Here is a 21162-nt window from a genome sequence, read left to right on the forward strand (position 1 = left end):
GCCTGTTCGTCAAGCGCTCGCTCGGCTCCGGCTATGCCGGCATCGACAACACGCTGTTTTACAAGGACGGCACCATGATGCTGCTCGGCGACGCCAAGAAGATGACGGAAGAAATCGTCAAGGCCATGGATCACTGAGCCAAGCGCTCAAGCGATCTCGCCGCAGCGAGAACTGAAAAAGCCCGGCAAATGCGCCGGGCTTTTTTTTGAATAGCCGAAAGCTCAGCGCTGAGCTTCGGTTGCCATTTTCACCGCCATTCCGGCCAGAACCGTGCCCATCAGCCAGCGCTGGATCTTGAGCCAGCCGGGGTTGTGGGCGAGGAACTGCGAGATCGATCCTGCCGAAAGCGCAATCATCGCGTTGACCGAGACGCTGATGCTGATCTGGATCATGCCGAGGATCAGCAACTGGGTCAGCACGCTGCCGGCCACCGGATCGATGAACTGGGGCAGCAGCGACAGATAAAGCACCGCGACCTTGGGGTTGAGCAGGCTGGTGAACAGGCCCATCGCAAAAAGCTTGCGCGTGCCGTCCTTCGGCAGTTCGCGGATGTGGAAGGGTGAGCGCCCGCCGGGGCGGATGGCCTGCCAGGCGAGCCACAGAAGATAGGCAGCGCCGGCAAAGCGGATCGCGTCATAGGCGTATGGCACCGCCAGAACCAGCGCTGTGATGCCGAAGGCAGCACACAGCATGTAGATGACAAAGCCGAGCGCCACGCCGCCGAGCGAGATCAGCCCGGCCCTGGATCCCTGGCTGATCGAGCGCGACACCAAATAGATCATGTTTGGGCCAGGCGTCAGCACCATGCCCAACGCAATCGCGGCAAAGGCGAGGAGATTTGCAGTCTCGGACATGGCATTCCCCTCGGCTTCGGTCGTGTCGAGGGGAATTCCTATACAGTGTCGCTGGGTTCAGACAGGGGCAGCCAGGTGCAAGCAATTGCGACAGCAACGGCACCGGGGCGCAGGCGCCCTGTCTAACTCCTTTGTCTGTCTTGGTTCAGCGCGCGCTCACCAGCTGCAACGCGCCAACCCCCAGCGCGGCGTTGAGACCCGTCTGGCCCGAAACGCTGATCGGCTGAAGCGCGACCGAACGATACCAGCCAAACAATACGTTGGCCCCCACGCCCAACAGCGCAGTCGCCTCTGCACTGGCACCGGCATAATTTCCGGCGAGCAGGGCAGGCGAATGAACATCGCCGCTCGACGCCATCACCAGCCATTGCAGGACCGCTCCGTTGGTGAAGCCGACGTCGACGCCATATTTGTTGATGCGGCCGGAATAGGCCTGCTGCGGGTCGTTGCGGTTTGACGGCGTGAACGTGCAATGCATGTCCTTGCTCGAGCCGATAACAAAGCCGACGCCGCCCTCGATGACGCAAGTGAGAAGTCCCACCTTGACGCCGAAATCCGCATGCGCGGGCGCTGAAAGCGGCACAAGGGCAAGTGCTGCGAGGATGAGCTTTTTCATGGCGGTTTCCTTTCAGGGCATGAAGAATATCAACCCAATAGCCGCTGAAAAGTTCCCGCTTGGATTGCCGCCTATTTGATCTTGCGCAATTGCAGGCTGATTTTTTCCGAAAAGCGCTCGATGCGCGCTAGCTGCGGCTTTTCGGCCTCATAAAAGGGCAACATCGTAAAACGTGCCTTGGGCGCGCAGGCCTTGAACACACCCCATTTCAGGATGCGGCGAACCGGACGGCGCATGACCAGCCGGTCGACCCACCAAGGGCTGCCAAGGGTGGTGATCGTAACGACGTGGCGGAGCTTGTAGAGCAGCGGCCTGATCGGGCCGAAATCGCTGCCGTGGTCGAAGGCGATGCCGGGCGAAAACACCCTGTCGACCCAGCCCTTCAGCATCGCCGGCAGCCCGAACCACCAAGTCGGGAAGATCAGAACCAGTATTTCCGCATCGCGCAGTGCTGAAGCGTGGCTCATCAGCGCCCCCGACTCGAAACGCTCGGTATAATACGAGGCGCGTTCGGCCTCGTTGAGGCGCGGGTCGAAGCTTGCCGCATAGAGGTCGAGCAGCGTCACCTTGTGGCCAGCGCTGGTCAGTTCTTTGACCGCAATGTCAGCGAAGTGCCGGTTGAGGTTTTCGGCCAGCGGATGCGACAGGACAATAAGGCAATTCACGGCAGGCCTGACACTCAGATGTGACCCCGAAAATCGGGATCGATTCTCGGATATGATCATGCCTGGGTTAAGATACTACCTGCGTGCTTCGTGCGTCCCAAAAGACGCGCGGCACATAAGGATCAGACGCCGCGCGTGCGCGCCAGGCCGTCGACGGCCGGCTTGTAGTTCGGGTCGAGTCGGACCGCTTCGGCGTAGGATTTGGCGGCCTTGGCCTTGTCGCCGCGGCGCTCATAGATCAGCGCCTGGTTTGCCCAGCTCTCGGCGATCTTGCCGTCGAGCTTGATCGCCATGTTGAAGTCGGCGAAGGCGTTTTCGTCGTCACTGGTGGCGAGGTAAGAGAGCCCACGGCCATTGTAGGGTTCGGCCGAATCCGGAGCGAGCGAGATCGCCTTCGAGAAGTCCTCGATGGCAAAGGCGTGCTGGCCCTGGCTCTGATAGATCAGGCCGCGATTGTGGTAGGCGCGCGGGTCGGTGGTATCGAGCTCGATCGCCTTTTGGAAATCATTGAATGCATCCTGCGAGCGGCCGGCTTTGCGGTAGAGGTTGCCGCGGCCGATATAGGCGGCGTCGTAGGAGGCGTTGAGCTGGATGGCCTTGTTGTAGTCGGCGAGTGCCGCCGGCTGGTTGCCCATGAAGCGGTAGATCAGCGCGCGGTTGGAATAGGCCTGGTAGAAACTCGGGTTGAGCTGGAGCGCCCGGTCGAAGTCCTGCAGCGCCTCGCGGTACTTGCCGCTGCGGCCATAGGCCGAGCCGCGCACATTGTAGCCTTCAGGGTCGTTGGGATTGCTGGCGATCACGGCGCTCAGCGAGGAGATGTTCTCGCTCGAGCCTTGCGCCGTGTCGATGCGCGTCAGTTCGCCTGCTGGACCGCCCGACTGGCAGCCGGCGACAGTCATCGCGACAAGCAAGAGGGCCGTCATGGCGCCGCCGCGCAGCAGTGAGTTGCGGTTGCTCATGACTGCATTCATCGCTGCGTGTCCCTCGCTTGCGCGCCCCGGGCAGTGGGCGCTGCGTCCAGCGGCAAGCCGGACAAAACAAAAAGGTGGCGGCGATTTTTAGTCGCCCCACCTCGTCGTTATCCTTCGAAAAGGACCAAAGATTGGCAGATCAACGTGCCGGACGTGCGCCAGCACCTGCACCAGCAGCGGCTGCCGGACGCGGCGTGCTAGGCAGCAGGCCTTCGCGCTGAGCGCGCTTGCGGGCCAGCTTGCGGGCGCGGCGGACGGCTTCTGCCTTCTCGCGAGCACGCTTTTCCGACGGCTTCTCGTAGTGACCGCGCATCTTCATTTCACGGAAGATGCCTTCGCGCTGCATTTTCTTCTTAAGCGCGCGAAGCGCCTGGTCAACATTGTTGTCGCGGACGAGTACCTGCACTTGTGATCCTGTCGTTCGTGTTCGAAATCTCAAGGCCGCGGCAATAGCCACGAAGCCTCCGCGATGACTGACACCGCGAATTGTTGGGCGGCTGATAGCAGAATCAGGTCTGCCTGTCCACCACAAAGGCCGCATTTCCTGAGGTCGCTGTGAAATGCGCCCACTAAGCGAGCCCACTTCCGCCTCTTTTGTTGGTGACCAAGCCGATCCCACGCCCTCTCCAAATCCGCAAGGTAATTCTCATGCGTTCGATTCTCGTTGCCCTCGCGCTCGCCGCGGCCCTGCCGCAGGCGCATGCCGCCGATCTCATCCAGTTTTGGGACGCGCCGCAGCATGGCGGCAACAGTTTCAACCGCCTGCCGCCTGACCAGGCCCATTTCGACGCCCTGCGCGGCTATGGCGCGAGCTGGGTGCGATTGTCCTATGACAAGTGGAAGCCGGAAAAGCGCGACTTCCTGATCGGCACCGCTGACAAATATGAAGGTCTCGTCGCTTCGGACGTGAAAACCCTCAAGGCCGTGCTCGATCGCGCCGACAAGGCCGGGCTCAAGGTGGTGATCGCGCCTTTGTCGCTGCCGGGCATGCGCTGGGCGCAAAACAACGACAAGAAATTCGACGGTCGCCTGTGGAAAGACAAGGCCTATTGGGCTCAGGCTGCCGCCTTCTGGCGCGATCTCGCCGCCGAGCTCAAGGACCATCCGGCGGTCGCCGGCTACAACATCATCAACGAGCCGGCACCTGAGAAGGGCAATGGCCTTGCCGAGCATGCCGATCCGGCAGCGATGAAAGCCTGGTACGAAAAGCAGAAGGACAGCGCGAGCGACCTGCCTGCCTTCTACGAAACAGTGATCAAGGCGATCCGCGAAGTCGACCCGACAACGCCTGTCATGGCCGACTCTGGCTGGTATGCGGCGGCCGATGCCTTTTCCTATTGGCCGGCCAAGCTCACCGACGAGCGCGTGCTCTACTCTTTCCATATGTATGAGCCATACGCTGCCACCAGCGGCCCCAACATCAAGCGCGAAAAGCCCTACCAGTATCCGGGCATGGTGCCTTACGGAGATGGCGAGCAGAAATGGGACGCCGAGCGGGTCAAGGCCTATCTGGCCCAGCCGGTAAAATGGGCCGACAGCCATGGCATTGCACGTAACCGCGTCGTTGCCGGCGAGTTTGGCTGCATGCGCCGCCTGCCGTTCTGCACGCAGTATCTCGAAGACGTGCTCGCCCCGCTCGACGCCGACAAGCTGCATTGGGCCTTCTACAGCTTCCGCGAGGACGCCTGGGACGGCATGGATTACGAGCTGGGTTCGGCCAAGGTGAACTGGAAGTACTGGGAAGCCCAGGAGAAGAACGAGCCCGACCCGGTCAAGCGCAAGGCAACGCCCGAATTCGAGCCAATCTCCAAGCGCTTGTCCGCATCGAAATAGCGCTGCTTCACGCCAGGAACTTCAGGCCGTTGACGATCTTGTCTACGAGCTTGCGTTCGCCATGCAGGCCGAGCCCGACAAGGTCGAGTTCGGCCGCTGGCGTCGCCGCCACCGAGGCGCGGTTGTCCACATCGTTGCTGGTTGCAAACAGCGGCCGCGTGTAGATCGAGAATGCCATTCCACGCGAACGCGCCCGTTCATAGGTGCGCCTCATCGTCTGGGTGTCCGCGCCGTAGACGAAAACCGGCTCGCGGATCATGGCGAGATAGTTGTTATCGTCTTGGTCGCGATAGCCTTCGCCCGCCATTTCGGGAAAGCCGTGCATCAGCCCGCCGGTCAGGAAGGCGGCGATGTTGACCTTCTGCCAGGCGGCAAGATCGTCGATGAGGATGAGGGCAGTCTTCGTTGGATATATCATGACGCGAGGCTAGCCGCCGCTCGCACCGGGGTCTTGAACGTTTGTGCAAAGGCCCCGACATTCGGATCGACGATTTCGCGGATCCCGACCATGGCGCAGGACTTCCTGATCACCGACGAGCCGGCCCCTGGCATGCAGCGCCTCGTCGCCCGCTTCGGCGGCCACGCCTATGATCCGCACCGGCACGAAACCTATGCGATCGGCCACACGCTCTCAGGCGCGCAGGCCTTCCGCTATCGCGGCAGCGACAGGGTGAGCCAAAAGGATCAGTGCATGGTCCTGCATCCCGACGAGATTCATGACGGCCATGCCGGCGTGCCGGAGGGTTTCACCTATCGCATGCTCTACATCGAACCCTGGCTTCTGCGTGAGGCTCGCGACGGCGCCTCTGCCTTGCCCTTCGTGCCTGGCGTGGTCGAGCGCGACGCGGAACTGGCCGCGCTGATCGACGATGCCTTCGCCGACTTTCCCAATCCCATGGAGCCATTGCAGGTCGATGCGCTTTTTGCCGGCCTCGCCGACCATCTCGTCCGGCGCAGCGACGACCCGGGCCAGGCCTGCCCGGTGTCCGATCCGACCAGCCAGGTTGCCAAAGCCCGCGTGTTCCTTGCCGAGGAGTTCGAGCGGCCGATCGCGTCGACCGATCTTGAAGGCATCGCCGGGCTCGATCGCTTCGAGCTGGCGCGCGCCTTTCGCCGCCTTGTCGGCACCTCGCCCCATCGCTACCTCGTCGGGCGAAGGCTCGCCGCTGCCCGTGCCCGCATTGTCAAAGGCGAGAGCATGGCCGAGGCGGCTGCGGCTACAGGCTTCGCCGACCAGAGCCACATGACACGCCACTTCCGTGCCCGCTACGGCATCACGCCGGGACGCTTCGCCACGCTCGCCCGCATTGGCGAAGGCTGACTGGACCGCACAGTACCGTAGCGTGCACCATGTAAGCCGCGCCCTGTAGGTCTATTCCAGCCTGTCCTTTCGAGAATGCCGCGGAGCCGTTGCTTTGACCGATACAGCCATACCCGTCCGCCCGTCCTCCCGCGCCGATGGAACGGTGTTCGCTATCTTGCTTGCGGTCAGCTTCAGCCATTTCCTCAACGACGTCATGCAGTCGCTGATCTCGTCTCTCTATCCGATGCTGAAGACGGACTATCAGCTCGATTTCTGGCAGATCGGCCTGCTCACCACGACCTTCCAGATCACCGCCTCGCTGTTGCAGCCGGTCATCGGCATGTACACCGACAAGAAGCCGCTGCCGTTCTCGCTGCCGGTCGGCATGTGTCTGACGCTGGTCGGCCTGCTGACGCTGGCCTTTGCCCATAGCTACGAAATGCTCCTCGTCGGCTCGGCCTTCGTCGGCCTTGGCTCGGCGATCTTCCATCCCGAATCCTCGCGTGTCGCACGTCTCGCTTCTGGCGGCCGTTTCGGCCTGGCGCAGTCGCTGTTCCAGGTCGGCGGCAATTTTGGCTCGGCACTCGGTCCGCTGCTGGCAGCCTTCATCGTCGTGCCGCTCGGGCAGGGCGGCATTGCCTGGTTCTCGATCGGCGCCATGGTCGGCATCGTCGTGCTGATCCGCGTCAGCGTCTGGTACAGCCGCCATATCGCCAGCGCTGCCAAGCGCGCGGCACCAACGCTGTTCAACCCGCTGCCGCGCAACAAGGTGCTGGGCGCGCTGATCGTGCTTGCCATCCTGGTCTGCTCCAAGCAGGCCTACACGGCGAGCCTGTCGAGCTTCTACACTTTCTACGTCATCGAAAGGTTCGGCGTTTCGGTGCAGGAATCGCAGTATCTGCTGTTCCTGTTCCTCGGATCGGCAGCACTAGGCACCTTCCTCGGCGGTCCGATCGGCGACCGTTTCGGCGCCAAGACGGTGATCTGGTTCTCGATCCTCGGCGTGCTGCCGTTCACCCTGATGCTGCCTTATGCCGACCTGTTCTGGACCAAGGTGCTGACGGTGCTGATCGGCCTGATCCTGGCCTCTGCGTTTTCGGCCATCGTCGTGTTCGCGCAAGAACTGGTGCCCGGCCGCGTTGGCATGATCGCCGGCATCTTCTTCGGCTTCGCCTTCGGCATCGGCGGCATTGCTGCCGCCGTGCTCGGTGTGGTGGCCGATGCGCGCGGCATCGAATACGTCTTCAAGCTCTGCTCGTTCCTGCCGCTGCTGGGCCTGCTGACCATTTTCTTGCCCAACATGAAGGCCGCGCGTCTACGCACGGCCTGAAGGATTGGGTCTATCTAGACGCGGTTGATCGAGACACCGCCGTCGGCAAGCAAGGCCGCCCCGGTGGTGAAGCTCGACGCGTCCGAGGCGAGGTAGAGCGCGGATTGCGCGATTTCCTCGGGCTGTGCAATACGCTTCAGTGCGTGCAGCCCTTCGATGAAGGCGCGTTCTTCCGGGGTGTTGGCTGTCAGTGCCGGAGTGTCGGCAGCCCCTGGAAGCAAGGCATTGACGCGAATGCCGCGCGGGCCGAACTCCGCTGCCAGCGCCTTGGTCAGGCCAATGACGCCTGCCTTAGACGCTGCATAGGCGGCCATGCCGGGCATCCCAACCGTGTAGCCGACGAAGGTCGAGGTGAAGATCAGCGAACCGCCGCCGCGCTCCAGCATTGCCGGGAGCTGGTACTTGGCGCCGAGATAGGCGCTGGTCAGGTTGGTTTCCATCACCTCGGTCCAGCTTGCCAGTTCCAGCTCGGTGATCGGGCCCATCTCGCCGACCAGGCCGACATTGTTGAAGGCGACGTCGAGACCACCAAATAGCGCCAGTGCCTTCTCGACCAGGGCACGGGCAAAGCCTTCGTCCCTGACGTCGCCGGCCAGCGCCACCGCGTTGCCACCGTCGGCGAGGATTTCCCTGGCGAGCGCTTCCAATGCGGGGGCGCCGCGCGCGGCAAGGACCAGGCGCGCGCCTTGCCGGGCAAACAGCTTCGCTGTCGCGCGGCCAATGCCCGAGCTTGCTCCGGTGACGATTGCGGTTTTTCCATTCAGATCGAACATGTCTGCTCCTGTGGGCGTTTCGGCCGGAGGCGCCCGGCTCTGACCCACAGGTCGCAATTCAGGGCTCGACGAGCCACCCGATACGTGCGGCAAAATGGGCGGACCAAACGGACGGCGCAAAACGGCAGACGCCGTCGCAAACAGTGCAAGGCTGGTCGCGGGATTTCGCTAGTGCTACACCTCGCGCTCTTAAGCTTCCGGCATCTGCGAGGCCCTGAAACAATGCGGAAATATTCGGTTTTTGCCATAGCCCGGGAGGCGATGCGCGGCCACAAGGGCTGGGAGGAGCAGTGGTCCTCGCCTGAGCCAAGGAGCGAATACGACGTCATCATCGTCGGCGCAGGCGGGCATGGCCTTGCCACCGCCTATTACCTCGCCAAGGAGCACGGCATCACCAATGTCGCGGTGCTGGAAAAGGGTTGGCTCGGCGGCGGCAACACCGGCCGCAACACCACCATCATCCGCTCCAACTATCTCTATGACGAATCGGCAGGTATCTACGACCACGCGCTGAAGCTATGGGATGGGCTGTCGCAGGACCTCAACTACAACGTCATGTATTCGGCGCGCGGCGTCATGATGCTGGCGCACAACGTCCATGACGTGCAGGTGCTGAAGCGCCACGTCCATGCCAACCGGCTCAACGGCATTGACAATGAATGGCTGACGCCCGAGCAGGCCAAGGAGTTCTGCCCGCCGCTCAACATTTCGGCTTCCGCCCGCTACCCGGTGGTAGGCGCGTCTCTGCAGCGCCGCGGCGGCACCGCCCGTCACGATGCGGTTGCCTGGGGCTATGCACGTGGCGCGTCCGATCGCGGCGTCCACATCATCCAGAATTGCGAAGTCACCGGCGTGCGCCGCACTGCTGATGGCCGCGTTTCGGGCGTCGAGACCTCGAAGGGGTTCATCGGCGCCAAGAAGGTTGGCGTCGTTGCCGCCGGCCACACCTCGGTCATTATGAACATGGCCGGCGTACGCATGCCGCTCGAAAGCTATCCGCTGCAGGCGCTGGTGTCGGAACCGGTCAAGCCGGTCTTCCCTTGCGTGGTCATGTCCAACACCGTGCACGCCTATATCTCGCAGTCCGACAAGGGCGAGCTGGTCATTGGTGCGGGCACCGACCAGTACATCTCCTATTCGCAGACCGGCGGCCTGCACATCATCAACCACACGCTCGACGCTATCTGCGAGATGTTCCCGATGTTCACGCGCATGAAGATGCTGCGCTCGTGGGGTGGCATCGTTGACGTGACGCCTGACCGTTCGCCGATTCTGGCCAAGACGCCGGTGCCGGGGCTCTACGTCAATTGCGGCTGGGGCACTGGCGGCTTCAAGGCGACGCCGGGCTCGGGCAATGTCTTTGCCCACACCATCGCCCGCGACGAGCCGCACCCGATCAACGCGCCCTTCACCATCGAACGCTTCCGCACCGGCCGCCTGATCGACGAGGCGGCAGCGGCGGCGGTCGCGCACTGAGGAGCGGCTGATGTCGGAAAAATCAGTCAATCTTGCCGAGAAGCTGGCGCTCTTTGACGAGCGCTGGTCGCCCAAGATCGTTGCCGGTTTCAACGGCAACGACATCATGGTCGTGAAGGTCAAGGGCGAATTCAACTGGCATTCGCATCCCGATACAGACGACTTCTTCCTTGTGCTCAAGGGCCGGCTGCGCATCCAGCTCAGGGACGGCGATGTTGTTCTGGGGCCGGGCGAACTCTATGTCGTGCCCAAGGGTGTCGAGCATTGCCCGGTGGCCGAAGAAGAAACGCACATCCTCCTGATCGAGCCCGCTGGCGTGCCCAACACGGGCGATCCGGCGACTGCCGTCACGAAAACCCTGATATGAGGAAGGAACGCCGCTCGTGGTTCTGATCCGCCGTTCCCCTCGGTTCGTTTTGGCAGCGGTGGCGCACTGATGTCGACGCTCGCCGCGACCCTGGTTGCGATGGCGCCGCTCGTGCTCGCGGGCGAGAGGGGGATGTTCCACATTCCCGACATGAGCGAGGTGCGGCTGCAGAAGATCAGCCGTGCCGGCAACGAGAGCGAATGGCCGTTTTCGGTTGCCTCGGGCGTTCTCGCCTGTGTCTGGAGCGGCGGCCGCAGGGTGGTGTCCTTCGTCGAGGAACAGGCATCCGACGGCGACGACCCGGAGCCGCGCCAGCCGCGGCACGTCATCGTCTCGGCCAACCCGTTCGAGCTTACCTTTCTCAACATCGCCAACCGCGATCTGTTTCTGTCCGTCGACACGGTGGAAACGCTGATCAAGCGGGTGGCGCCGTTCGCCGCACTTGGCGAAAGGCTTTGCGACCAACCGCAAGGCACACAAATCGGCCCCGGCGAACTCTAGGGATCATCCAGATGCTTCTCATTCACTGCCCCTACTGCGAAGAAGAGCGCCCCGAGCTCGAATTCCGCAACGCCGGCGAGGCCCACATCGCGCGTTCGAACAACATCGCGGCTGAAAGCGATGAGGATTTCGAGAAATTCTTCTTCATCCGCTCGAACCCGAAGGGCGTCATCTTCGAGCGCTGGCGCCACATCCATGGTTGCGCGCGCTTCTTCAACGCCGCCCGCGACACCATCACCGACCGGTTCCTTTTGACCTACAAGGCAGGTGAACCGAAGCCCGACATTTCGACATTGTCGAGCGAAGGTGGTCCCGCCGCCTGGGCCAATCGCCCGCCAGACCAACTGAACGTGAAGCCTAAGGCCAAGCGCTCGACCAAGGGAGAGGCATGATGGCCGGTTCCTACCGCATTTCCGGCCAGGGCCGCCTGACGCCTGCCAAGACCGCGCGTTTCACCTTCGACGGCAAGCCGATGACCGGCCTTGCCGGCGACACGGTGGCCTCGGCGCTGCTTGCCAATGGCGTGCATCTCGTTGGCCGCTCGTTCAAATATCACCGCCCGCGCGGCATCCTCTCTGCGGGTGCCGAGGAACCCAACGCACTGGTGAGTGTCGAGCGCGATGCAGCACGCAAGACGCCGAACGTGCGGGCCACGGTGCAGGAGCTTTATGACGGGCTCACCGTCAATTCGCAGAACCGCTGGCCGTCGCTCTCCTTCGACGTCGGCGCGGTCAACGATCTTGGCTCGCCGTTCTTTTCGGCCGGCTTCTACTACAAGACCTTCATGTGGCCGAAGGCTGCCTGGAAGAAATTCTACGAACCCACCATCCGCGCCGCAGCTGGCCTGGGTGTCGCACCCGACCAGGCCGATCCCGACCACTATTCCGCACGCTATGCCCATTGCGAGGTGTTGGTGCTCGGCGGTGGTGCCGCTGGTCTCGCTGCTGCCCTTGCGGCTGCCGAGACAGGCGTGCGTGTCATCATCTGCGACGAGCAGGCCGATTTCGGCGGCGCGCTGCGCTATGAAAAGGGCGCTGTCATCGACGGCCAGGACGGTTGGAGCTGGGCGCAGGCGACAGTCGCCAAGCTTGCCGCCATGGACAATGTCCAGGTCCTGTCGCGCACGACTGCCTTCGGCTACTACGCTCAGAATTTCGTCGGCCTCGTCGAGCGCGTCACCGACCATGTCGCGCGTCCCGGCCGCGACGAGCCGCGCGAGCGGTTGTGGCAGGTCCGCGCCAACCGCGTCATCCTGGCCACCGGCGCGATCGAACGCCATATGGTCTTCGCCAACAACGACCGCCCCGGTGTGATGCTGGCATCCGCCGCGCGCACCTTCCTCAACCACTACGGCGTTGTCGTCGGCAAACAAGTTGGTGTCTACACCGCCAATGACAGTGCCTATGGTGCCGCGATCGACCTCAAGAAGGCCGGCGTCGGCGTTGCTGCCATCGTCGACCTGCGCGACAACCCGACCGGTCCACTGGTCGACGAGGCGCGCGCGCTCGGCATCGAGGTCAATCATGGCCGCGCCGTCACCAGCGCCAATGGCAGCCAGCGCATCAAGTCGATGACCGTGCAGGCCAAGGGGGGCGGTGCGGAACGCACCATCGCCGTCGATGCGCTGCTGATGTCTGCCGGATGGACGCCTTCGGTGCACATGTTCTCGCAGTCGCGCGGCAAGGTTGCCTTCGATGACGCGACCAAGCGTTTCCTGCCCGGCACCTACGCCCAGGATTGCATATCTGTCGGCGCCTGCAACGGCTCCGACTCGCTCGAAGACACCGTCGAGCAGGCGCTCGCGGCAGGTGCGGAAGCCGCCAAGAATGCTGGCGCCAAGTCGTCCAGGGGCGTTGCCATCAAGGTCGAGGCTTCTGAAGGCTGGAGCGGCGGCATGCTGGGCGCAGGCCCGGGCGCTGGCGCCGACACCAAGGTCAAGGCCTTCGTCGATTTCCAGAACGACGTGACCGCCAAGGACATCCGCCAGGCGGTGCATGAAGGCATGCGCTCGATCGAGCACGTCAAGCGCTTCACCACCAATGGCATGGCCACCGACCAGGGCAAGACGTCCAACATGCACGGCCTCGCCATCGCCGCCGAGGCGCTGGACAAGGACATCCCGCAGGTCGGCTTGACTACCTTCCGCGCGCCCTACACGCCGGTCACCTTCGGGGCCATCGTCAACCACGCCCGCCACGGCCTGTTCGACCCGACGCGCAAGACCGCGACCCATGCCTGGGCCGAGGGTCATGGCGCGGTGTTCGAAGATGTCGGCCAGTGGAAGCGCGCCTGGTATTTTCCACGCGCCGGCGAAGACATGCATGCCGCCGTCAACCGCGAATGCGTGACGGTGCGCAAGGCCGCCGGCCTGTTCGATGCCTCGACGCTTGGCAAGATCGAGGTGGTCGGCCCGGACGCGGCCAAGTTCATGGAACTGCTCTACACCAACCCGTGGGAGAAGCTCGAAGTCGGCCGCTGCCGTTATGGCATCATGCTGCGCGAGGACGGTTTTATCTACGATGACGGCGTTGTCGGCCGCCTTGCCGCCGACCGCTTCCACGTCACCACCACCACCGGCGGTGCGGCGCGCGTCATGAACCACATGGAGGACTATCTCCAGACTGAGTTCCCCAATCTCGACGTCTGGCTGACCTCGATCTCCGAACAGTGGGCGGTCATTGCCGTGCAGGGGCCCAACTCACGTGACATCATCGAGCCGCTGGTCGAGGGCATCGACATGTCCGACGAGGCGATGCCGCATATGTCGGTGCGCGAAGGCAAGATCTGCGGCGTGCCGACCCGGCTGTTCCGCATGTCGTTCACCGGCGATCGCGGCTTCGAGGTCAACGTGCCGGCCGACTATGGCCGTGCGGTCTGGGAAGCGCTGTGGGCCGAAGGCCAGAAGCATGGCGCTTGTGCCTACGGCACCGAGGCGATGCACGTGCTGCGCGCCGAGAAGGGCTATATCATCGTCGGCCAGGACACTGACGGCACGGTCACGCCCAATGACGCCGGCCTCGACTGGGCCGTCGGCAAGAAAAAGACCGACTTCGTCGGCATTCGCGGCATGATGCGCCCCGACCTTGTCGCCAAGGGCCGGAGGCAACTCGTCGGGCTCAAGACCAGGGATCCGCGCACGGTGCTCGAAGAGGGCGCCCAGATCGTCGAGAACCCCAAGCAGGCGATCCCGATGAAGATGATCGGCCATGTCACGTCGAGCTATTGGTCGGAGAATTGCGACCGCTCGATCGCCATGGGCCTTGTCGCCGGTGGCCGCGACCGCATCGGCGAAACGCTCTACGTGCCCATGCCCGACGGGGTCATCGAGGTGGAAGTCACCGGCACCGTGTTCTTCGATGAGAAGGGAGACCGCCTCAATGGCTAAGGTCGCAGTCGCCACCAGAAGCCCAGCACTCGCTGGCAAAAATCTTGGCGGGCAGGGCGTGTCGCTCAAGGTGCTGGAGCCGGCAAACCGCATGTCGCTGCGCGCCCGTCCGGCCGCTGTCGCCGCGCTCTCCAAGGCGCTCGGCCTGACCTTGCCGCAGAAGCCCAAGACCTCCGCCACCAAGGGCGGACGCACCGCTCTCTGGCTCGGGCCGGACGAATGGCTGGTCATCGACGAAGCAGGCGGCGACCCGCTCTCCGACTGCACGTCGGTCAAGGGACTGCACTCGGCCGTAGACGTTTCCCATCGCAACGTTGGCATTGCGGTGACTGGCACGAACGCCGCCGCCACCATCAACGCCGGCTGCCCGCAGGACCTGTCGCTCGCCGCCTTCCCGGTGGGGGCAGCTTCGCGCACGGTACTCGGCAAGGTCGAGATGGTGCTGCTCAGGACCGGAGAGGATGCCTTCCGCGTCGAGTGCTGGCGCTCGTTTTCGGATTATGTCTACGGTTTCCTGTCGGAAGCCGCGCGCGACGGCTGATTTTCGGAACCTCGGGGCAGGGCAGGCGTTTGTTCCTCGACGTTCAAGCGAGGACCAATGCGATGCCCCTCAGTTCCGAACCTGGCCCAGGTGCCATGCTCCCAAAGCGCGAGAGACGCGCCCGGCGCAGCGACGACCGGCCCAAGGATCAGCAGGTTCTGCAGCAGGAGCTCGACGAAGGGCTGGAAGACAGCTTTCCGGCCAGCGACCCGGTCTCGGTCACCTCGACCACCATTTCCGGTGGACCGGTAGAGCCGAGAAAAAGCTGACCGCTGCAGCCCCGCAAGTATATGAAAGCCGCTCTGTCAGTCGGCTTTCATAGCGAAATCCTTCCCGAACTCAGTACTTGGGCGGCACGATCCACGGGTTCATGTCGAAGCCGAGCCGCGGGCCTTGGCTGCTTTTGGTCGTCGACGGGCTGCGCTCCTTGATCGCACCTGTCGTGCTGCAGTCGAGCTTGTGCTTGGACGTCGTTGCGCTGCACGCAGAGGGCGCAGGCGTCGTCTTGTGGGTGTCCTTTGCCATTGCCAAGCCGCTCGTCGCGAGCACCGCCGCGAGCGCCAGAATTGTCCGTCGCATTGTCCATCTCCGTAAAATTGTACCGTACATGTACGGGGTAGCTTACAGATACGGCCGCACCTTGCGCATTGCAAGAGACTTATCCGTACGCGTACGGAGTTTTTGTTTTCAAGGCACTGAATGCTGCCCGGCAGGCTCTAACAATGGCCGGGTTCGTCTGTGAGCGGAGCCGTCTCGCTTGCGGCCAGTCCGGCCAAAGCGAGATCCCCGATTCGCGTCACATAGGCTTTGGGATCGCCGAAGGGATAGAAGGGAAACGTGATCAGCAGCGAGATCGCCCCATGGGCCACGGTCCACAGGGCCGTGGCGATGGCGCGGGCGTCACCCTTCAACTTGCCTGCCGAGATGCATGCTTCAACCCGCTCCAGGATCACCTGGAATGCCGGGTTGCCTCGTTCCATCTCGGCAAAGGTCTTTCCGACCGGCGGCTTCTGCTTTTCGGTCATGAACACGGTCCGGTATTCGTTCGGATTGCCAAGCCCGAACTCCGCATATTCGGTGAGGGCTGCGTGGACCGCTTCGAGTGGATCGTGAGGCCGGTTCTGCCGCATCCGTCGCGCCAGGTCGATGAAGGCATCCTCGGCAAGCGCCATAAGGATTTCCTGCTTGTCGGCGAAGTAGGAATAGACCGACATCGGGGCATAACCGACCCGCGTTGCAAGCTTGCGGATGGTCAGGCCCTCATAGCCTTCTTCCCGCACCAGCGCATGGGCGGCTGCTACCAGTTCGGCCCTGAGTTCGGCCTTGTGGAGCCCACGTCGGTTTGCGGCAATGCTGGACACGGATACGCCTTGTTGACTTCACGCACTCGAAGCCGGCGACTTTATACGCCGGTCCGGAACGCGGCAAGGCAAGCGCGGTAGCTCATCAGGACTACGACCTGACGGGGTCGATCAGGCTGTTTCGCGCGAGGGCTCGACAAAAGTCAGCGTCAGCCAGCGTGCCGTCAGCGCCGGCTTCTTCGAGTTCTCGATCTCGATCGTCACCTCATGCGTCGCCTGGATCCAGCCGGACGGGCGAATTTTCAGCTCGGCCAGCACGAAGTGGGTGCGGATGCGCGAACCGGTCTTCACCGGAGCCACGAACTTCAACTCCTCGAAGCCCTGGTTGATGCCCATGCTGCCGCCCTCGACCGAGGGAAGCGTGTCGAAGGTCATGGCCGAAAGCAGCGACAATGTCAGAAAACCATGCGCGATGGTGCCGCCGAAGGGTGTTTCCTTGGCAGCACGCTCGGGGTCACAGTGGATGAACTGGTGGTCGTCGGTGGCGTCGGCGAACTGGTCGATCATCAACTGGGTGACCGTGCGCCATGGCGAGACGCCGACTTCCTTGCCGACACTGGCCTGAAGTTCGTCGAGAGTGATCGATTTCAGGCTCATTCGTATCCCGTTCTGCATAAGAAAAAGTCATGCGCTGCGCTGACTGCGAGGACTGATACAGAATCGGACACGCCATGTCATCGCTTGCGGCGGCAAATCCGTCGCAGATTGGCCAATATCAGTTCTGTGCCGTTATTCCGCAGGCTCCACGCCGGTATACGCGGCTTCCTCGAGCTCACGCTTCAGGCGGTTCTCTTCCGCGACCTTCGGCGTGATGAAGCGGCCAAGCAGCAGATAGGCCACAGGCGTCAGGAACAGCGTCGAGATCGTCGCGAGGCCGAGACCGCCGACGATCACCCAACCAAGCGCGATGCGGGCCTCGGCCCCGGCGCCCTGCGCCAGCACCAAGGGCAGGCCGCCGAGCACGGTACAGATCATCGTCATCATCACCGGGCGCAGGCGGATCGTCGCCGCTTCTTCGATCGCCTGGCGCACGCCCATGCCGCGGTCGCGCAGCTGGTTGGCGAACTCGACGACCAGAATGCCGTTCTTGGCCATGACGCCGACAAGCAGCACAAGCCCGATCTGGCTGTAGGCGTTGAGCGAGGTGCCGGTCAAAAGCAGCGCGAAGACAGCGCAGGCGAGCCCCAGCGGCACGGTCGCCATGATGATGACCGCACTGACGAAGCTCTCGAACTGCGCCGCCAGCACCAGCAGGATAATGACGATGGCAAAGCCGAAGATCGTCAGCATGCTGCCGCTGGTTTCGTTGAGGGTCGCAGCTTCAGCCAGTGGCAGCAATCTGCTGCCCGCCGGCATCACAGGTGCCGCAATCTGTTGAACTGTCTTCAACGCTTCGCCAAGGGCAAAACCGTCGGCGAGGCTGGAGGTGATCGCCACCGAGCGCTGCTGCTGCTCGCGCGACAGCGACGGCGGCACGGCGCGCTCGCTGAGCGAGGCGATTGTCGAGACCGGCACGAAGCGCCCGTCGCTCGCCCGGATGAAGATGTTTTCGAGATCGGTCGAATCGTTGATCGGGTTGGTGGTCGAGACCAGCTTCACATCGTAGCTGCGGTCCTCGATGAAGACGCTGGCGATCTTGCGGCCGTCGAGCATGGCTTGCAGCGCTGGCGACAGGCCGTTGATGTCGATGCCGAGATCGGATGCGCGGTCGCGGTCGACGGTGACGAAGAGCTGCGGCTGCGTCGAATCGGTGCTGAGACGGGGCTGTACGAAGCGCGGGTCCTTCTCCATCTCGGCCAGCACCTTGGTGGCGGCAACACCCAGATCGGCATAGCTGTTGCCGATCAGCGCGAACTGCAGGCCGTTGCCGGCGCCGCGGATGCCAAGGCTGTTGGGCTGGGCGACCGTGGTGCGCACGCCGGGCACGTCGCGGGTCCGCGCCACGATGTCGGCGGCGATCTGCTGCTGGGTGCGGTCACGCTTGTCCCAAGGCGCCAGCGACAGCACCATGAAACCGCTATTGTTGTTATTGCCCGAGCCGGCGCTGACGAAGGTGCTTTCGATCTCGCCCGACTTGCGCAGCGGTTCGATCAGCCCCTCGATGCGGCGCAATTGCGAGGCGGTGTAGTCGAGGCTGACGCCTTGCGGCGCAGTGACGCGCAGCATCACCATCGAGCGGTCCTCGGTCGGCGTCAGTTCCTGGCGCACGGAGCCGAAGGCGATGTAGGCAGCACCTGCAAACAGGATCGAGATCAAGATGACGATCGCCGGAGCGTTGAGGCAGGCGCGCAGGCAGCTTTTGTAGAGAGCGGCGAGCTTGGTGCCGATCTTGCCGATCACGCCCGAACGGGTGTGCTCGATGCTCTTTTCCGTCAGCATGCGCGAGGCGAGCATCGGGCATAGCGACAGGGCCACGACTGATGACAGCAGCACCGAGATCGCCAGCACGAAGCCGAATTCGCGGAACAGGCCACCGGTCTGGCCAGGCAGGAAAGAGATCGGGATGAAGACGGCGGCAAGCGTTGCCGTTGTCGCCACAACAGCGAAAAACACTTCCTGCGTGCCAAGCACGGCGGCAGCGCGAGGGCCCATGCCTTCGTTGCGGCGCCGCACGATGTTTTCGAGCACGACGATGGCGTCATCGACGACAAGGCCTGTTGCCAGAACCAGTGCCAAAAGCGTCAGGATGTTGACCGAGAAGCCGGCGAGATAGATGCCGGCGATGGTGCCGATCATCGCCACCGGCATGGCAAAACCGGGAATGAGCGTCGCGCGCCAGTCCTGCAGGAACAGGTAGATGACGATCAGAACGATGGTCACCGACAGCAGCAGCGCGATCTCGACTTCGTGGATGGCGCCCTCAACGAAGGTGGCGTCATCAGAGGTGACGCGGATGGTCATGCCCTTGGGCAAGGTGGTCTGGATCTTTTCGGCGGCGGCGCGCACGCCCTTGGAGATGTCGAGCGTGCTCGACTGTGCTTGGCGCACGATGCCGATGCCGATGCCGGTCTTGCCGTCGGAGCGCAGCGAGGTCGAGCCGGGGTCGCCGCCCAGGGTCACCGTGGCGACGTCGCCGAGGCGGGTCTTGCCGTTGATGATGATGCTTTCAAACGCCTCGGGCGTCGTCACCGCGGCACTGGCGCGGACGATGATGTCCTGGTTGCCGACGGTCAGCGAGCCTGCCGGCGCGTCGAAGGAGACGCTCGCCAGCGCGTTGGAGATGTCAGCCAGCGTCAGCCCCAGGCTCGCCACCCTGGCCTGGTCGATGTCGACGCGGAAGATCTTGGCACGATCACCATAGGTCTGCACGTCGGCAACGCCGTCAACTGACGCCAGCACGTCCAAGATCTGGTCTTCGACCAGGATTGTCATGTCCTCGACGGGCATAGTGTCGGAGGTCACCGCTAGACGCATCACCGCGTCGGCATTGGCGTCGGCCTTGACGATACGCGGCGGGTCGGCGTCGTCGGGCAGGGTGTTGGTCACCCGACCGACGGCGTCGCGCATGTCGGACGCCGCGACATTGAGATCAACGCCGTCGTTGAACTCCACCGTCACCCGGCTGTTGCCGTAGGACGAGCTGGATGAGATCGCCTTCACGCCGGTGACACGCGCCACGGCACCTTCGACGACGGCTGTCACCTGGCGGTCGACGATTTCGGCCGCGGCATCGGAATAGGTCGTTGACACGGTGATCACAGGGCGGTCGACATCGGGCAGTTCGCGGATCTCGACGCCATAGAAGGCGGCGAGGCCGGCGACCACGATCAGGGTATTGATGACGAAGGCCAGCACAGGGCGGCGCACGAAAAGTGCGGTGATGCCTTTTTCGGCGTTTTCGTTCTGGGCGCTGCTCATTGGCCGCTCCCGCTCAGGAGCCGCTGCGCGCGGCAGCTTCACTGCCGGCAACGAGAAGTTCAGCACCCTCGCGCACTGTGTGGATGCCTTCAGTGACGACCTTGTCACCAGCCGTCAGCGCGGCTTGGACCAGCACGCTGTCGGTGTTGCGCTGGATGATGCGCACTGGCACGCGCTTGGCCTTGCCATTATCGAGCGCCCAGACGAAGGCGCCGTCACCGCCCCACTGGATAGCCAGCGGATCGACCGAAGGATAGGTGTCGCCGGGGAACTGCATGGCGACCTGGAACGACATGCCTGCGCGCAGAACGTCGCCGTCATTGTCGAGCCGGGCCTGGATGCGCAGCGTACGGCTTTGTGTTTCGAGCCTGTTGTCGACAGCGCTGACCACACCTTCGAAGATCTGGCCGGGGCGAGCGATGGAGTTGGCCGAAAGCGGCGCGCCGACCGTGATCAGGCCGGTGAAGCGTTCCGGCACCCAGAAGTCGACGATGATGCGCGAGCGGTCGTCGATGGTGGCGATCGTCGTCTGGCTGGTGACGTAGTTCCCGGCTTCGACTGGCAGGATGCCGACGACACCGGCAATCGGCGCGCTGATGGTCCGGCGCTCGAGTGCCAGAGCCGCGTCACGGACGGCGAGCCGCGCATTGTCGAGCGTAAGTTCGGCTTCTCTTTGCTGCACGGCGGTGACTGTATTGGATGCCCTGAGCGCCTTGATCCGCTCCAGCGATGCCTCGGCATCAGCCTCGGCGATGCGGGCGCGCTCGAGCGCGATCTCTTCGGAATCCGAATCGAGCTTGGCGATGACGGTGCCGGCCTCGACCTTTTCCCCCGACGTGACTGCAATTTCAGTCAGTCGGCCCGATGCATAGGGGTTGATGACGACGGAGTTCAGTGCGCGGCCGGTGCCGATCGCCGACAGCTTGTCGTTGATGGTGCCTGTGGTGACAAGCTGGGTAACAACAGGTGTCTGAGCCTGGCCACCACGACCGCCCTGACGATTGCCGCCGCCAGCCGTCTGTGCCGCCTTTTCGGTCGAGGCCTGGGCCCAGTCGATGCCCCAGCTTGCCAGGACAGTGCGCGAGCTTGGCACGAACAGCACCCAGCCGGCGGCTGCGACAAGCGCAATGACGATTGCCAAGACAATCTGCTTCCAGGCGGCCATCTGCATTCCAGTCTCGCTAAGTCCCTCGGCCCGGCATCTATCCGGTGCCACCTACACCGCTGCGCGCGGCGTCTGCACATTGTTTCGAGGTCTTGTGCGCGCAAAAAGAGGCTCGCAGGCGACCGCAGTATAGCCTAGTTCGATAGCTGAGACTTATGGCAAT

Annotated in this window: 22 protein-coding genes and 1 pseudogene; 11 read left to right on the forward strand and 12 right to left on the reverse strand. The window is 63.4% G+C overall.

The window, feature by feature from the left end; translation table 11 throughout:
* Positions 1–137: NAD(P)(+) transhydrogenase (Re/Si-specific) subunit beta (locus AC1DLV_RS24450; RefSeq protein WP_476802739.1), on the forward strand; the 137-nt coding region annotated here is incomplete at its 5' end.
* A gap of 84 nt (positions 138–221) precedes the next feature.
* Here AC1DLV_RS24450 and AC1DLV_RS24455 read toward each other — a convergent pair.
* The 5 genes from AC1DLV_RS24455 to rpsU form a co-directional block, all read right to left on the reverse strand.
* Positions 222–854, reverse strand: coding sequence for a LysE family translocator (locus AC1DLV_RS24455; protein WP_476802646.1), 633 nt, complete (start codon positions 852–854; stop codon positions 222–224).
* Positions 855–999: 145 nt separating this feature from the next.
* Positions 1000–1470, reverse strand: coding sequence for a DUF992 domain-containing protein (locus AC1DLV_RS24460; protein ID WP_476802647.1), 471 nt, complete (start codon positions 1468–1470; stop codon positions 1000–1002).
* Between the two features lie 71 nt (positions 1471–1541).
* On the reverse strand, positions 1542–2135 hold the full coding sequence (locus AC1DLV_RS24465) for an NAD(P)H-dependent oxidoreductase (protein ID WP_476836273.1): 594 nt from the start codon (positions 2133–2135) through the stop codon (positions 1542–1544).
* Between the two features lie 122 nt (positions 2136–2257).
* Complete coding sequence (locus AC1DLV_RS24470) at positions 2258–3094, reverse strand: tetratricopeptide repeat protein (RefSeq protein WP_476802649.1); 837 nt, start codon at positions 3092–3094, stop codon at positions 2258–2260.
* A 151-nt stretch (positions 3095–3245) separates the two neighbouring features.
* Positions 3246–3512, reverse strand: a complete 267-nt coding sequence (rpsU, locus tag AC1DLV_RS24475) for a 30S ribosomal protein S21 (protein ID WP_067958156.1) — start codon at positions 3510–3512, stop codon at positions 3246–3248.
* Between the two features lie 242 nt (positions 3513–3754).
* Between rpsU and AC1DLV_RS24480 the strand changes: the two genes are divergently transcribed.
* A complete protein-coding gene (locus tag AC1DLV_RS24480) occupies positions 3755–4939 on the forward strand; it encodes a glycoside hydrolase family 5 protein (protein WP_476802650.1) in 1185 nt (394 codons plus the stop codon).
* A 7-nt stretch (positions 4940–4946) separates the two neighbouring features.
* Here the strand turns inward: AC1DLV_RS24480 and AC1DLV_RS24485 are convergent, their stop codons facing one another.
* A complete protein-coding gene (locus AC1DLV_RS24485) occupies positions 4947–5357 on the reverse strand; it encodes a DUF2000 family protein (RefSeq protein WP_476802651.1) in 411 nt (136 codons plus the stop codon).
* A gap of 90 nt (positions 5358–5447) precedes the next feature.
* Between AC1DLV_RS24485 and AC1DLV_RS24490 the strand changes: the two genes are divergently transcribed.
* Both AC1DLV_RS24490 and AC1DLV_RS24495 read left to right on the forward strand, forming a co-directional pair.
* A complete protein-coding gene (locus tag AC1DLV_RS24490; RefSeq protein ID WP_476802652.1) occupies positions 5448–6260 on the forward strand; it encodes an AraC family transcriptional regulator in 813 nt (270 codons plus the stop codon).
* 94 nt (positions 6261–6354) lie between these two features.
* Positions 6355–7572, forward strand: a complete 1218-nt coding sequence (locus AC1DLV_RS24495) for an MFS transporter (RefSeq protein ID WP_476802653.1) — start codon at positions 6355–6357, stop codon at positions 7570–7572.
* Positions 7573–7586: 14 nt separating this feature from the next.
* Here the strand turns inward: AC1DLV_RS24495 and AC1DLV_RS24500 are convergent, their stop codons facing one another.
* Positions 7587–8345, reverse strand: coding sequence for an SDR family oxidoreductase (locus AC1DLV_RS24500; protein ID WP_476802654.1), 759 nt, complete (start codon positions 8343–8345; stop codon positions 7587–7589).
* Between the two features lie 222 nt (positions 8346–8567).
* Here AC1DLV_RS24500 and AC1DLV_RS24505 point away from each other — a divergent pair, with 222 nt between their 5' ends.
* The 7 genes and pseudogenes from AC1DLV_RS24505 (at position 8568) to AC1DLV_RS24535 (ending at position 14884) form a co-directional block, all read left to right on the forward strand.
* A complete protein-coding gene (locus AC1DLV_RS24505; protein ID WP_476784113.1) occupies positions 8568–9821 on the forward strand; it encodes a sarcosine oxidase subunit beta in 1254 nt (417 codons plus the stop codon).
* Between the two features lie 10 nt (positions 9822–9831).
* On the forward strand, positions 9832–10188 hold the full coding sequence (locus AC1DLV_RS24510) for a cupin domain-containing protein (RefSeq protein WP_476802655.1): 357 nt from the start codon (positions 9832–9834) through the stop codon (positions 10186–10188).
* 69 nt (positions 10189–10257) lie between these two features.
* Entirely contained in the window at positions 10258–10689 is a 432-nt protein-coding gene (locus AC1DLV_RS24515) for a hypothetical protein (protein ID WP_476802656.1), read from the forward strand.
* Between the two features lie 11 nt (positions 10690–10700).
* Positions 10701–10970, forward strand: a pseudogene (locus tag AC1DLV_RS24520) (sarcosine oxidase subunit delta); the annotation flags it as partial.
* A 110-nt stretch (positions 10971–11080) separates the two neighbouring features.
* Positions 11081–14074: a sarcosine oxidase subunit alpha gene (locus tag AC1DLV_RS24525; RefSeq protein WP_476802657.1), complete on the forward strand. Its 2994-nt coding sequence runs from the start codon at positions 11081–11083 to the stop codon at positions 14072–14074.
* A complete protein-coding gene (locus AC1DLV_RS24530) occupies positions 14067–14615 on the forward strand; it encodes a sarcosine oxidase subunit gamma (protein ID WP_476802658.1) in 549 nt (182 codons plus the stop codon). Before AC1DLV_RS24525 ends, AC1DLV_RS24530 begins: the two co-directional genes overlap by 8 nt.
* Before the next feature lie 62 nt (positions 14616–14677).
* Positions 14678–14884: a hypothetical protein gene (locus AC1DLV_RS24535; RefSeq protein WP_476802659.1), complete on the forward strand. Its 207-nt coding sequence runs from the start codon at positions 14678–14680 to the stop codon at positions 14882–14884.
* Between the two features lie 70 nt (positions 14885–14954).
* On the opposite strand, the gene AC1DLV_RS24540 is transcribed toward AC1DLV_RS24535, so the two are convergent.
* The 5 genes from AC1DLV_RS24540 to AC1DLV_RS24560 form a co-directional block, all read right to left on the reverse strand.
* On the reverse strand, positions 14955–15194 hold the full coding sequence (locus tag AC1DLV_RS24540; protein ID WP_476802660.1) for a DUF680 domain-containing protein: 240 nt from the start codon (positions 15192–15194) through the stop codon (positions 14955–14957).
* Positions 15195–15331: 137 nt separating this feature from the next.
* On the reverse strand, positions 15332–15976 hold the full coding sequence (locus AC1DLV_RS24545) for a TetR/AcrR family transcriptional regulator (protein WP_476784142.1): 645 nt from the start codon (positions 15974–15976) through the stop codon (positions 15332–15334).
* 111 nt (positions 15977–16087) lie between these two features.
* On the reverse strand, positions 16088–16573 hold the full coding sequence (locus AC1DLV_RS24550) for a MaoC family dehydratase (RefSeq protein ID WP_476784143.1): 486 nt from the start codon (positions 16571–16573) through the stop codon (positions 16088–16090).
* 132 nt (positions 16574–16705) lie between these two features.
* A complete protein-coding gene (locus AC1DLV_RS24555; RefSeq protein ID WP_476802661.1) occupies positions 16706–19834 on the reverse strand; it encodes an efflux RND transporter permease subunit in 3129 nt (1042 codons plus the stop codon).
* A 13-nt stretch (positions 19835–19847) separates the two neighbouring features.
* Positions 19848–20999 carry an efflux RND transporter periplasmic adaptor subunit gene (locus AC1DLV_RS24560; RefSeq protein WP_476802740.1) on the reverse strand — a complete coding sequence of 384 codons (1152 nt, stop codon included), beginning with the start codon at positions 20997–20999 and terminating at the stop codon, positions 19848–19850.
* Positions 21000–21162: the final 163 nt, after the last annotated feature.

The organism is Aminobacter sp. 01T433, from assembly GCF_056398585.1.

Bases quoted from the DNA above. Each gene is read 5' to 3' on its own strand.
- AC1DLV_RS24455 (WP_476802646.1), bottom strand. From the start codon at position 854: ATGTCCGAGACTGCAAATCTCCTCGCCTTTGCCGCGATTGCGTTGGGC.
- AC1DLV_RS24460 (WP_476802647.1), bottom strand. From the start codon at position 1,470: ATGAAAAAGCTCATCCTCGCAGCACTTGCCCTTGTGCCGCTTTCAGCG.
- AC1DLV_RS24470 (WP_476802649.1), bottom strand. From the start codon at position 3,094: ATGAGCAACCGCAACTCACTGCTGCGCGGCGGCGCCATGACGGCCCTC.
- AC1DLV_RS24480 (WP_476802650.1), top strand. From the start codon at position 3,755: ATGCGTTCGATTCTCGTTGCCCTCGCGCTCGCCGCGGCCCTGCCGCAG.
- AC1DLV_RS24485 (WP_476802651.1), bottom strand. From the start codon at position 5,357: ATGATATATCCAACGAAGACTGCCCTCATCCTCATCGACGATCTTGCC.
- AC1DLV_RS24490 (WP_476802652.1), top strand. From the start codon at position 5,448: ATGGCGCAGGACTTCCTGATCACCGACGAGCCGGCCCCTGGCATGCAG.
- AC1DLV_RS24500 (WP_476802654.1), bottom strand. From the start codon at position 8,345: ATGTTCGATCTGAATGGAAAAACCGCAATCGTCACCGGAGCAAGCTCG.
- AC1DLV_RS24505 (WP_476784113.1), top strand. From the start codon at position 8,568: ATGCGGAAATATTCGGTTTTTGCCATAGCCCGGGAGGCGATGCGCGGC.
- AC1DLV_RS24510 (WP_476802655.1), top strand. From the start codon at position 9,832: ATGTCGGAAAAATCAGTCAATCTTGCCGAGAAGCTGGCGCTCTTTGAC.
- AC1DLV_RS24515 (WP_476802656.1), top strand. From the start codon at position 10,258: ATGTCGACGCTCGCCGCGACCCTGGTTGCGATGGCGCCGCTCGTGCTC.
- AC1DLV_RS24525 (WP_476802657.1), top strand. From the start codon at position 11,081: ATGGCCGGTTCCTACCGCATTTCCGGCCAGGGCCGCCTGACGCCTGCC.
- AC1DLV_RS24530 (WP_476802658.1), top strand. From the start codon at position 14,067: ATGGCTAAGGTCGCAGTCGCCACCAGAAGCCCAGCACTCGCTGGCAAA.
- AC1DLV_RS24535 (WP_476802659.1), top strand. From the start codon at position 14,678: ATGCCCCTCAGTTCCGAACCTGGCCCAGGTGCCATGCTCCCAAAGCGC.
- AC1DLV_RS24540 (WP_476802660.1), bottom strand. From the start codon at position 15,194: ATGCGACGGACAATTCTGGCGCTCGCGGCGGTGCTCGCGACGAGCGGC.
- AC1DLV_RS24550 (WP_476784143.1), bottom strand. From the start codon at position 16,573: ATGAGCCTGAAATCGATCACTCTCGACGAACTTCAGGCCAGTGTCGGC.
- AC1DLV_RS24555 (WP_476802661.1), bottom strand. From the start codon at position 19,834: ATGAGCAGCGCCCAGAACGAAAACGCCGAAAAAGGCATCACCGCACTT.
- AC1DLV_RS24560 (WP_476802740.1), bottom strand. From the start codon at position 20,999: ATGGCCGCCTGGAAGCAGATTGTCTTGGCAATCGTCATTGCGCTTGTC.